The 11,278-nt window shown below is 70.0% G+C and carries 10 protein-coding genes; 3 read left to right on the top strand and 7 right to left on the bottom strand.

Features of this window, described 5'->3' with window-relative positions:
* Positions 1-86: 86 nt before the first annotated feature.
* Positions 87-923 (bottom strand): LuxR C-terminal-related transcriptional regulator, encoded by an 837-nt coding sequence (locus GTW67_RS10145; RefSeq protein WP_161164468.1) that lies wholly within the window; start codon positions 921-923, stop codon positions 87-89.
* Between the two features lie 124 nt (positions 924-1,047).
* On the opposite strand from GTW67_RS10145, the gene GTW67_RS10150 reads away from it, so the two are divergent.
* Together GTW67_RS10150 and GTW67_RS10155 are read left to right on the top strand one after the other, a co-directional pair.
* Positions 1,048-2,727, top strand: coding sequence for an AMP-binding protein (locus GTW67_RS10150; protein ID WP_161164469.1), 1,680 nt, complete (start codon positions 1,048-1,050; stop codon positions 2,725-2,727).
* The gene (locus GTW67_RS10155) at positions 2,724-4,343 is read left to right on the top strand and encodes an AMP-binding protein (protein WP_161164470.1); all 1,620 of its coding nucleotides are present in this window, start codon (positions 2,724-2,726) and stop codon (positions 4,341-4,343) included. Before GTW67_RS10150 ends, GTW67_RS10155 begins: the two co-directional genes overlap by 4 nt.
* Before the next feature lie 10 nt (positions 4,344-4,353).
* Here GTW67_RS10155 and GTW67_RS10160 read toward each other — a convergent pair whose 3' ends face one another.
* The 4 genes from GTW67_RS10160 to GTW67_RS10175 form a co-directional block, all read right to left on the bottom strand.
* Complete coding sequence (locus GTW67_RS10160) at positions 4,354-4,899, bottom strand: hypothetical protein (protein WP_161164471.1); 546 nt, start codon at positions 4,897-4,899, stop codon at positions 4,354-4,356.
* Positions 4,896-7,043, bottom strand: a complete 2,148-nt coding sequence (locus tag GTW67_RS10165; RefSeq protein WP_237518770.1) for a DUF6571 family protein — start codon at positions 7,041-7,043, stop codon at positions 4,896-4,898. Before GTW67_RS10165 ends, GTW67_RS10160 begins: the two co-directional genes overlap by 4 nt.
* Before the next feature lie 87 nt (positions 7,044-7,130).
* The gene (locus GTW67_RS10170; protein WP_161164473.1) at positions 7,131-7,556 is read right to left on the bottom strand and encodes a hypothetical protein; all 426 of its coding nucleotides are present in this window, start codon (positions 7,554-7,556) and stop codon (positions 7,131-7,133) included.
* Between the two features lie 312 nt (positions 7,557-7,868).
* Positions 7,869-8,555, bottom strand: a complete 687-nt coding sequence (locus GTW67_RS10175) for a hypothetical protein (RefSeq protein ID WP_161164474.1) — start codon at positions 8,553-8,555, stop codon at positions 7,869-7,871.
* 184 nt (positions 8,556-8,739) lie between these two features.
* On the opposite strand from GTW67_RS10175, the gene gcl reads away from it, so the two are divergent.
* A complete protein-coding gene (gene gcl, locus GTW67_RS10180; protein WP_161164475.1) occupies positions 8,740-10,524 on the top strand; it encodes a glyoxylate carboligase in 1,785 nt (594 codons plus the stop codon).
* 80 nt (positions 10,525-10,604) lie between these two features.
* Here the strand turns inward: gcl and GTW67_RS10185 are convergent, their stop codons facing one another.
* A complete protein-coding gene (locus GTW67_RS10185; protein WP_161164476.1) occupies positions 10,605-10,748 on the bottom strand; it encodes a hypothetical protein in 144 nt (47 codons plus the stop codon).
* 283 nt (positions 10,749-11,031) lie between these two features.
* The gene (locus GTW67_RS10190) at positions 11,032-11,268 is read right to left on the bottom strand and encodes a hypothetical protein (protein ID WP_161164477.1); all 237 of its coding nucleotides are present in this window, start codon (positions 11,266-11,268) and stop codon (positions 11,032-11,034) included.
* Between the last annotated feature and the right edge of the window lie 10 nt (positions 11,269-11,278).

The raw sequence follows: 11,278 nt of genomic DNA on the forward strand, positions 1-11,278 counted from the left end.
AAGGGGCGCGGGGAACTGCGCGCCAAGCCCCCACACACCCGCACCCGACCGACAACCGCACCGAACGCCCCCCACCCGCCGGACGGCTACGGCAGCAACCCCACCCTCCGCGCCACCACCACCGCCTCCCCCCGCGTCCGCGCCCCCAGCTTCCGCATCGCCGACCGCAGATACCCCTTCACCGTCTCCGCCCCCACCCCCAGCCGCTCCGCGGCCACCGCGTTCGTCGCCCCCGCGGCGACACACGCCAGCACGTCCACCTCCCGCGGAGCGAGCCGCACCCCGCCGCCCTGCCCGGCGCAGCCGCCCGTCAGCATCCCGCACGCCCGCAGCAACTCCTCCCGCAGCGCCGCATCCGCGATCCTCGGCGCCAGCGCCCGCAGCGCCGCATGCGCCTCCCGCACCTGCTCCCACGCCGCGCCGCCCCCCGCAGGGGCCCGCTCCGGCCGGGCCGCCGCCAGCAGCTCGCCCGCCTCGTCCCGCAGCAGCAGCGCCTGCTCCACGTCCCGCGCCGCCTCCACGGCCGCGCTCAGCGTCCGGTCGCCCAGCGGCTGCGCCGTGCGCAGGGCGCCGTAGAGCACACCGCGCACCCGGCGCCGTACCACCACCGGCACCGCCACCACCGACCGCAGGCCCTCCGCCGCGACGGGCAGGTCGTACTCGTGGCTGATCTGCCGGGAGACGGAGTAGTCGGTGACGGCGCACGGCCGGGACAGCGCGACCGCCTTGCCGCCCAGCCCGTTGCCGGAGCTGACCACGAGGGCGCTGAGCGCGGCCGTCGCCGTGCCGCTGAGCTCGCTGATGCGCACCCGCCGCCGCCCGGACTCGACCAGCCCGCCGAAGGCGACCGGCAGCCCGGTGCCGCGCCGCAGCCGCACCAGCGCACCGCGGATCTCCACCACGTCAGCCGCGTCCACCGTCACTGCGCTCACTCCTTCGCGGCCCGTTCCGTCGCGCACACCCCCGTTCGGGGGTAGTGAGACCTGCATCACGGATTACACGATGGCAGAGAGCCGCCCGGCAATGGTCCGGCACCGAGGAGGACAGATGACGACGGCGACCGAACTGTTCCGCAGCGCGCGCGATTTCCTGCTGGAGCACCGCGCGGACTACGCCACCGCCTACGAGGGCTTCACCTGGCCCCGCCCCGACGCCTTCAACTGGGCGCTGGACTGGTTGGACGTCATCGCCGAGGGCAACGAGCGCACGGCCCTGCACATCGTGGAGGAGGACGGCTCCGAGGTCCGGGTCTCCTTCGCGGAGATGTCCGCCCGTTCCGACCGCGTGGCGAACTGGCTGCGCGAGCGCGGTGTCCGCGCCGAGGACCGCGTCCTCGTGATGCTCGGCAACCAGGTCGAGCTGTGGGAGACCGCCCTCGCGGCGATGAAGCTGCGCGCCGTGGTCATCCCGGCCACCACCCTCCTCGGCCCCGCCGATCTGCGCGACCGCGTCGACCGGGGCCGGGTGCGGCATGTGATCACCCGCTCCGAGGAGACCGGCAAGTTCGACGACGTGCCCGGCGACTACACGCGCATCGCGGTCGGCGGCACCGAGGCCCCGGCCCCAGGCTGGCAGCCGTACGAGGACGCCGCCGAGGCCCCCGCCGGCTTCACCCCGGACGGCCCCACCGCCGCCGACGACCCGCTGATGCTGTACTTCACCTCGGGTACGACCGCCCGCCCCAAACTGGTCGAGCACACCCACGTGTCGTACCCGGTGGGGCACCTGGCGACCATGTACTGGATCGGCCTGAAGCCCGGCGACGTGCACCTGAACATCTCCTCGCCCGGTTGGGCCAAGCACGCCTGGTCGAACCTGTTCGCTCCGTGGAACGCCGAGGCGACCGTCTTCCTGCACAACTACACCCGGTTCGACGCGGCCCGGCTGATGGCCGAGATGGACCGGGCCGGGGTGACGACGTTCTGCGCGCCGCCGACGGTGTGGCGGATGCTCATCCAGGCCGACCTGTCCCAGCTCGCCACCCCGCCCCGCGAGGTCGTCGCCGCCGGGGAGCCGCTGAACCCGGAGGTCATCGAGCAGGTCCGCCGGGCCTGGGGCGTGACCATCCGGGACGGCTTCGGGCAGACCGAGACCGCCGTGCAGGTGTCCAACAGCCCCGGCCAGGTGCTGAAGACCGGTTCCATGGGCCGCCCCAGCCCGGGCTACCGCGTCGAACTCCTCGACCCGGTCACCGGTGCTCCCGGCGCCGAGGAGGGCGAGATCGCGCTCGACCTGTCGGCCCGCCCCGTCGGCCTGATGACCGGCTACCACGGCGACCCGGACCGCACCGCCGAGGCCATGGCCGGCGGCTACTACCGCACCGGCGACATCGGCGCCCGCGACGCCGACGGCTACCTCACCTACGTCGGCCGCGCCGACGACGTCTTCAAGGCCAGCGACTACAAGATCAGCCCGTTCGAGCTGGAGAGCGCCCTGCTGGAGCACGAGGCGGTCGCCGAGGCGGCGGTCGTGCCGGCCCCCGACGAGCTGCGGCTCGCGGTGCCGAAGGCGTACGTCGTCCTGGCGGCGGGCTGGGAGCCGGGCCCGGACACCGCGAAGGTGCTGTTCGAGCACTCCCGCGAGGTCCTCGCCCCGTACAAGCGCGTGCGCCGGCTGGAGTTCGGCGAGCTGCCCAAGACCGTGTCCGGCAAGATCCGCCGCATCGAGCTGCGCGAGGCCACGGCGGCGGGCTCCCAGGACGAGTACCGCGAGGAGGACTTCCGATGACCGCCCCGTCGACCGCCCCGTCCTACGCCCACGGCACCAGCGAGACCCCCCTCCTCGGCGACACCATCGGCGCCAACCTCGGCCGGGCGATCGCCGCGCACCCCGGCCGTGAGGCCCTGGTCGACGTGCCGTCCGGCCGGCGCTGGACGTACGCCGAGTTCGGCGCCGCCGTCGACGAGGTGGCGCGCGGACTGCTGGCGAAGGGCGTCACCAAGGGCGACCGGGTCGGCATCTGGGCGGTCAACTGCCCCGAGTGGGTCCTCGTCCAGTACGCCACCGCCCGCATCGGCGTCATCATGGTCAACGTCAACCCGGCCTACCGGGCACATGAGTTGGAGTACGTGCTCAGGCAGTCCGGCATCAGCGTGCTCGTCGCCTCCCTCGCCCACAGGAGCAGTGACTACCGGGCGATCGTGGACCAGGTCCGCGGCCGGTGCCCCGCGCTGCGGGAGACCGTCTACATCGGCGACCCGTCCTGGGGCGCGCTGACGGCGGGCGCGGCCTCGGTGCCGCAGGAGCGGGTCGACGCGCTCGCCGCCGAGCTGAGCTGCGACGACCCGGTCAACATCCAGTACACCTCGGGCACGACGGGCTTCCCCAAGGGCGCCACCCTCTCCCACCACAACATCCTCAACAACGGCTACTGGGTGGGCCGTACGGTCGGCTACACGGAGCAGGACCGGGTCTGTCTGCCCGTCCCCTTCTACCACTGCTTCGGCATGGTCATGGGCAACCTGGGCGCCACCTCCCACGGCGCCTGCATCGTCATCCCGGCCCCGGCGTTCGAGCCGGCGGCGACGTTGGAGGCGGTCCAGCGGGAGCGGTGCACGTCGCTGTACGGCGTCCCCACCATGTTCATCGCGGAGCTGAACCACCCGGACTTCGCCTCGTACGACCTCTCCTCCCTCCGCACCGGCATCATGGCGGGCTCGCCGTGCCCGGTGGAGGTGATGAAACGGGTGGTCGCCGAGATGCACATGGAGGAGGTCTCCATCTGCTACGGCATGACCGAGACCTCCCCGGTCTCCCTCCAGACCCGCATGGACGACGACCTGGAGCACCGCACCGGCACCGTCGGCCGGGTCCTGCCGCACATCGAGGTCAAGGTCGTCGACCCGGTCACCGGCGTGACCGTGCCGCGCGGCGACGCGGGCGAACTGTGCACCCGCGGCTACGGCGTGATGCTCGGCTACTGGGAGGAGCCCGGGAAGACCGCCGAGGCGATCGACCCGGGCCGCTGGATGCACACCGGGGACCTCGCGGTGATGCGCGAGGACGGCTATGTGGAGATCGTCGGCCGCATCAAGGACATGATCATCAGGGGCGGCGAGAACATCTACCCGCGCGAGGTCGAGGAGTTCCTCTACGCCCACCCGAAGATCGCCGACGTCCAGGTCGTCGGCGTCCCCCACGAGCGCTACGGCGAGGAGGTCCTCGCCTGCGTCATCCCGCGTGACCCGGCCGACCCGCTCACCCTGGAGGAGCTGCGCGCCTACTGCGACGGGCAGCTCGCCCACTACAAGGTCCCGAGCCGCGTCCAGAACCTGGACGCCTTCCCGATGACCGTCTCCGGCAAGGTACGCAAGATCGAGCTACGGGAGGCGTACGGCAACTAGCGCGGTGACCTCACGTGCACCAGGCTTCGGTCAGGTTCGGAATGTAGGAACGCAGGAACCGTTCCAGGTCAGCGCGGTGATCGATCTCGGCAGCGGTATGGATCTTCAGCACCAGGTGCGTATACGGGAAGTCAGGCATCTCTTCCTGGGGTTGACCTGGTTTGGGCCGGCACTTCATCCACGCCACGGCTCCGTCATCTCCGATCCCCGCGCTCGTCACGGGTTCATTCAGAGAAGTCTTTCTGAAGTTCTTGTATTCCTCTTCCCCGTATTTCGAGGCATCGTCGACTGCGCTGTCGCGTGCCACCGACACCGCCAACTCTCTCTTCTTGTCGACGACCACCCAGCACGTATGGTGCTTCCAGTCATTGGCCCCGACTTCTGTGGCCTTTCCCTCCTTCCCAGGAGGGAGGAGTGGCTTCACCGCAGACTTGTCGACATCGACGCCGCACATTCGCGAGGGAATGGAATAGTCGTATCCCGGCTTGTCGCTGGAGCAGCCGGAAGCGAGGAGAGCGGCAATTGCGAGTACGCCGCAAAGGTGGCTACGTTTCATGACCCCTTACCTGCCAGACCTCGCGCAGTGCTGTTTCCGTCGTTCACAGTTCCGTTTATCTTGGATATCGTGGTGTCTCGGGAATCGCCGTCGATGTGATCAGGGTTCGCCTGCCGCCAAATGTCGGCCAAGGCCGCGACGCGCTTCTCCTGGTCGAGGGACGACTCGGTGTTGTCGTACGCCAGCCCTGCGTTGATTCTTGCGGTCTCTTCCTCGAGCCACTTGGATGTCAGGACATCGACGCCGCGCTGCGCGGCGTCACCTGCCTGCGGGATGAAGTTCACCACACCGCCCCAGGTGTGATAATCCATCTTGGCTTCCCAGGCAGCCTTGCTCTTGGCGTCGTCGGCATCCACGGCCAGCCCTTGGTAGCGGGCTTCTTCCAGGAATCCGATGGTATGGCCTGCTTTTCTCCACGTCTCTTCATGGCCGCCCACTCCGGTATTGATGTCGTGGACGATCTCCCGGTTGATGGAGTCCTGCAAGGTGAAGTAGGCGAAGCGGTCGCGTGAGATCTGCTTCGACACCTCGAGGACCTCGCCGCGGTCCAGCGGAGCGCGCGACTCCAGCTGGGCGCTCGCCGTCGCGTGTACGTCGTCGCCGTAGTTGCCCATGACCATCGCCATCGGCGTGCGCAGGCTCGGCGGGAAGTCGTTGCCCTCTGCGGAAAGATGCTTCAGGGCGTTCTCGAACACGCGGTTGTTCGCTTCGGAGTGCTGGACGAAGCCGCCGCCCGAGTTGTTCGGGTCGATGCCCGTCGTTCCCGCCACCAACGCCGCGCCGAACCCGGCCCGGCCCTGCGCGTCCTCGATGTCCGAGCCGCGAAGGGGGTCGCCCCAGATGCTGTCGGGGTCGTGCGGGTTGCGCATGGTGGGGTGTCCGTCGACAACATCCCAGTCCCGCTTCCTCGTCAGGTACTCCAGTCGGTCGTTGCCTTCCTTCTTCCCGTCGTCCGGGTCGGGGTCGGACTCGGGGTCGAGGAAGGCCGCCGCCGCCTCGGGGTCCTTGCTCATGACCCCGAGAAGGCCGTCGAGGGGGTCGTTCGCGAACCACTCGTCCCGTGATGCGACGAACGCCTTGGGCAGATCCCAGTTGTCATCGCCCTTGTCCGCCTTCTCGACGGCGATCAGATCGTCACCGAGATCGTGCATGAAGCGGTCCGAGTACCCCTCGCCGTGCTGCATCAGAGTGACGAGGGACTGGTACCCGCGGACCTTCTCGCCCTGCCACTCGTACCGTTTCATGCCGGCTTCCTTCAGACCGGCATGGAAGTCCTTGTAGAACTTGGACTTCGGGTCCTTCGTGGCGGTGGCCAGCGCGTTGGCAAGCCCCTGCTCGGATCCCAGGTAATGCTGCTTGTTACCCGTGTCCGAGTCGTAGGCGAAGGTGTTGAGCTGATTGGTGAGCTTGATGGTTCCCTCGGGGCCCAGGTGGTTGAGCACCGTCTGGCTGAACCTCGGGTCACCGGAGTTGTCGCGCATCAGTCGCGCCCACTCCTCCGGGTCGTCAGGCTTTTCTCCCGCCAGGATCTGGTCCGCGTACTTGTTCGCCTCGCGTGCCTCGACGACCTCGATGTCTCCGACCGCGTCGGCATTGAAGTCGTGACCGGTGCCGCGGGCGTTGTCAAGCATCTCCTCGAAGAAGTTCTTGATTCCGGCGGCATCCCTGAGTGCCAGTTTGGCGCCTTGGTCGGCGTCATCCACCGATTGCACGGCTGCGGCAACGGCAGCAGTCCAGCTGGCCTCCAGCATGGCGCGCTCGGCCGCGTCCCAGATGAAGCCGCCTCCGCTGTCTTTTGCCTTGCTCGGGTCGAGGTGCGCCTGCCCCTTGGCGTCTATGTGCATATGGGCTTCCCTGGCCGACTCGACCAGGTTCCTCACGGCCTGTATGCGCTCGGTGAACTGCGCATGGATGTCCCGCAGGATGCCCCCGATGGCTCGTGCCTCGACGGCACCGGCGTCGAACTGCTTCCGCGTCGCGGAGAAGCGAGTCTCGGCGGTTCCCGCGCTGACCCCCACCCAACCACCGTCCAAGGCGACGACTTGAACATGGTCCCCGTACAGTTCGCCCAGGTCCTCGAAGCCGTCGGCCATCTGCTCCCACGAGACGGCCGCCGTCGTGAGAGGGGCCAGTCGGATGGTCATCACGTCTTGGTACGTCAGCATGTCTGCTTCCCCCTAGCCTCGGTGCTGAAGCCGCTCCGCGTTCGCGAGCAGAGCGGGATGTCGGGATCAGACGTCCCTGTGCGGACCTGGCCCGGGCGAGTTGATACGTGAGAGGGCACTCTCCACGCCGTGTTCGACGAACTGGAAGCCCTTCTTCGTCTTGCTCAGAGCGGCCTGGTCGTGGGCGAGGCGCTGTTGCAGCCCCTTCACCTGGAGGGCCCATTCATCGTGCGCGTCCTTGAGGCCGGAGCCGGTCGCCCAGCCGGTGAACGTTCGCTCCGCCGCGTCGGTGTCCTCGTCGGCATGGGTCCCCGCCTTGTCCAGACCGGGGCGGATGGCCTCCACGAGGGCCTTGATCGCCTTCTGCTTGCCCTGGTCGTTCGTCTTGAGGTCAGGTCCGCCGGGGGTGCCGCCCGCGCTGTTCAACTGCGTGTGGTTGTCCTGACGTGCCGCGACCGCGGCTTTGATCTGTTCCCATTCGTCCCAAGCCATCGGATCCTCCGTACCGATCGAGGTCTGTGATGCGCGTCGCCGGCCCGAGCGGGGCGAGACAGCGGCGTGCGAGGCCACGGAATGGGAACGGCGGTGAACGAGGCGAGCCGCGATCCTGCGGGAACGTCGGCGCCGCTGCGAGCTGGTCGTACTGCCGGCGGGTCCGTCGCACGACACGTGCCGGATGACGCCTCCGGGATCGGTGACGACCCCGCTTCCCCCGTCCGCCACAGCAGCCCCTCCCCGTTGGCCTGGCGTGAACGAACATCCTAGCGAGTGGCGTGTCCGGCAGGCGTGTTGGCCTCAGCGCCTTCAGTCGGCCGTGGCGTCCAGTGTCACGGCCGGGGCGTTGACGGGGCGGACCGCGCCCGAGGGGTCGAGGACGAACAGCGGGACCTCCAGGAGCCCGGCGCGGGTGCGGGCCTCGTCGGTGTACCCGGCGAGGGAGAAGTAGAGGCCCCGCGCGGACTCCGCCATGGCCGTCAGCCACAGGCACTCCACGTCCCGCACCGACGCCGGGCCCGCCGTCGGGTCCACCTGGGCCACGATGCCCGGCGCGGCCAGTCCGATCCCGGCCGGGGGCCGCTGGTCGGCGCGGCGTACGTCCCGGTGGCCGAGGCCCCGTAGGTACAGGACGGCGGCGGTTACCGCGTCGCGGGCCGTGCGGATCGGCACCGCCCGGTGGGCCGGCACCCGAGAGCCCGGGGGCCGCCCGGTGCGGCCCCCGGCCGTCCGGTCCACCGGCACGCACAGCACCGTCCCGCACGGACAGCCCAGCTCCGGGCGCGGCCACTGGCTCTCGGTCCCGCAGGCCGTGCAGCGCACCCCGATCCACTCCTCGTCCCAGGCCCGGCGGGTGACCACCGTCGGGGTCCCGCGGGGATCCAGCGGCGGGGCGACGGGCGTGCCGCACACGCACGGATACGCCGGTGCCGTGTAGCGGTGCCGGCGCCCGCAGGCGGCGCAGCACACCGGGATCGTCTCGGACATGGCCCCCATCGTCCTCCGGACACCCCCGTCCTGTCCGGGTCTTGGCGGCCTCGGTCTCTTGACGGCCCCCGGCCGTCCACTTACATTACTTCCAGATCGTAGAAACCAAATTTCGCTATACGGAAAAGCTAAGGATCTGCTCACCGCGGGGCGCGCCGGGAGTGAAATCCGACAGCCGAAGCAGGAGTACTCGATGGCTCGTATGACCGCTGCCCGAGCGGCAGTTGAGATCCTCAAGCGCGAGGGCGTCACCGACGCGTTCGGTGTGCCGGGCGCGGCGATCAACCCCTTCTACGCGGCGCTCAAGGCCTCCGGCGGCGTCAACCACACCCTCGCGCGGCACGTCGAGGGCGCCTCGCACATGGCCGAGGGCTACACCCGCACCCACGCCGGCAACATCGGCGTCTGCATCGGCACCTCCGGCCCGGCCGGCACCGACATGATCACGGGTCTGTACTCGGCGATCGGCGACTCGATCCCGATCCTGTGCATCACCGGCCAGGCGCCGACCGCGGTGATCCACAAGGAGGACTTCCAGGCCGTCGACATCGCCTCCATCGCCAAGCCGGTGACGAAGATGGCGGTCACGGTCCTGGAGGCCGCGCAGGTCCCCGGCGTCTTCCAGCAGGCGTTCCACCTCATGCGCTCCGGCCGCCCGGGCCCCGTCCTGATCGACCTCCCGATCGACGTCCAGCTGACGGAGATCGAGTTCGACATCGACACCTACGAGCCGCTCCCGGTCTACAAGCCGGCCGCGACCCGCGCCCAGGTCGAGAAGGCGATCGGCATGCTCAACGCCGCCGAGCGCCCGCTGATCGTGGCCGGCGGCGGTGTCATCAACGCCGACGCGGCCGACCTCCTCGTGGAGTTCGCCGAGCTGACCGGCACCCCGGTCGTCCCGACCCTGATGGGCTGGGGCCTGCTGCCCGACGACCACGAGCTGAACGCCGGCATGGTCGGCCTCCAGACCTCGCACCGCTACGGCAACGCGACGTTCCTGGAGTCGGACTTCGTCATCGGCATCGGCAACCGCTGGGCCAACCGCCACACCGGCAAGCTGGACGTCTACACGGCGGGCCGCAAGTTCGTCCACGTCGACGTCGAGCCGACCCAGATCGGCAAGATCTTCGCCCCGGACTACGGCATCGCCTCCGACGCCAAGGCCGCGCTGGAGCTGTTCGTCGAGGTCGCCAAGGAGCTGAAGGCGGCCGGGAAGCTGCCCGACCGCTCCGCGTGGGCCGCCTCCGCGCAGGAGCGCAAGGCCAGCCTCCAGCGCCGTACGCACTTCGACGACATCCCGATCAAGCCGCAGCGCGTCTACGAGGAGATGAACAAGGCCTTCGGCCCGGAGACCCGGTACGTCTCCACCATCGGCCTCTCCCAGATCGCCGGCGCCCAGATGCTGCACGTCTTCGCGCCGCGGCACTGGATCAACTGCGGCCAGGCGGGCCCGCTCGGCTGGACGATCCCGGCCGCGCTGGGCGTCGCCAAGGCCGACCCGGACGCGCAGGTCGTGGCGCTGTCCGGCGACTACGACTTCCAGTTCATGATCGAGGAACTGGCCGTCGGCGCGCAGCACAAGATCCCCTACGTGCACGTCCTGGTCAACAACTCCTACCTGGGCCTGATCCGCCAGGCGCAGCGGGCGTTCGAGATCGACTTCCAGGTCAACCTGGAGTTCGAGAACATCAACTCGCCCGAGCTGGGCGTCTACGGCGTCGACCACGTCAAGGTCGCCGAGGGCCTGGGCTGCAAGGCGATCCGGGTCACCGACCCGAACGAGCTGGGCGCGGCGCTTGAGCAGGCCAAGAAGCTGGCCGCGGAGCACCAGGTGCCGGTCGTCGTCGAGGCGATCCTGGAGCGGGTCACCAACATCTCCATGTCGGGCACCAACGACATCAGCAACGTCGTGGAGTTCGAGGAGGTCGCCACGGAGCCGGGGCACGCCCCGACGGCGATCCGCACGCTCAAGGCCTGACCGGCCTCGTAGGACGCGAGGAGCGGCCCACCCCCTCGGGGGCGGGCCGCTCCTTCACGTTCCCGTGCGGGGGGGGAGGGTCAGTTGGACCCCTCCGCCTCCGCTGCCGCAGCATGCCCGCGGAGGGCGGCTGCGTCGTGCAGGACGACGGCGAGGAGCTTGTCGGCGTCCGGCAGGCCGCGCCGGCCCGCGGGCAGCGGATGCCGCTCCCGCAGCTCCCGCACGCGGCGGCGGATACCTCAGCAGCCCGGCGTCGGCCAGGGGGACCCGTAGGAGGGCCAGAGCCAGGCGGACGCCCGCGTGCCGGGTCAGCTGCCGCGTGCTCAGCGGCTCGTCCAGGCGGCGGTACCGGGGCGGCGGGCACGGTGCTCGTGGCCCGTAGGGTGCCCGGAGGGCCGGCGTCGGCGGCTCCGCGCAGGTACAGATCCACGACGGCGACCGTCACGGCGGCGCGCGGTCTCGCATGTGCCGGGGGTCGTGCTCGCTGCCGGGCCCGCCTACGCGCGTTCAGGCGTCGTGGTGCTCGTGCAGCCCCGGCCACTCGTCCGGGCCGCCGCCCTGCCACTCGACGAGGTCGCTGCTCGCGACGTCGGTCAGATACAGGTCGGCCAGCCGCAGGATCTCGGCGACGTCGTCGAGATGCGAGGCGACCCCGAGCGTCTCCTCACCCAGGGTGACCCGCCGAGACCCGTCAAGCGCCGCGGGCCGAACCACGACACGGACCTGCTCCGATGGATTTCCCATACCCCCACCC

It is taken from the genome of Streptomyces sp. SID5910 (assembly GCF_009862125.1).
GTDB lineage: Bacteria > Actinomycetota > Actinomycetes > Streptomycetales > Streptomycetaceae > Streptomyces.

What these genes read in the sequence shown, in the direction of transcription:
- GTW67_RS10150 (WP_161164469.1), top strand. Translation starts at nt 1,048, where the DNA reads ATGACGACGGCGACCGAACTGTTCCGCAGCGCGCGCGATTTCCTGCTG.
- GTW67_RS10155 (WP_161164470.1), top strand. Translation starts at nt 2,724, where the DNA reads ATGACCGCCCCGTCGACCGCCCCGTCCTACGCCCACGGCACCAGCGAG.
- GTW67_RS10160 (WP_161164471.1), bottom strand. Translation starts at nt 4,899, where the DNA reads ATGAAACGTAGCCACCTTTGCGGCGTACTCGCAATTGCCGCTCTCCTC.
- GTW67_RS10165 (WP_237518770.1), bottom strand. Translation starts at nt 7,043, where the DNA reads ATGACCATCCGACTGGCCCCTCTCACGACGGCGGCCGTCTCGTGGGAG.
- GTW67_RS10170 (WP_161164473.1), bottom strand. Translation starts at nt 7,556, where the DNA reads ATGGCTTGGGACGAATGGGAACAGATCAAAGCCGCGGTCGCGGCACGT.
- GTW67_RS10175 (WP_161164474.1), bottom strand. Translation starts at nt 8,555, where the DNA reads ATGGGGGCCATGTCCGAGACGATCCCGGTGTGCTGCGCCGCCTGCGGG.
- gcl (WP_161164475.1), top strand. Translation starts at nt 8,740, where the DNA reads ATGGCTCGTATGACCGCTGCCCGAGCGGCAGTTGAGATCCTCAAGCGC.
- GTW67_RS10190 (WP_161164477.1), bottom strand. Translation starts at nt 11,268, where the DNA reads ATGGGAAATCCATCGGAGCAGGTCCGTGTCGTGGTTCGGCCCGCGGCG.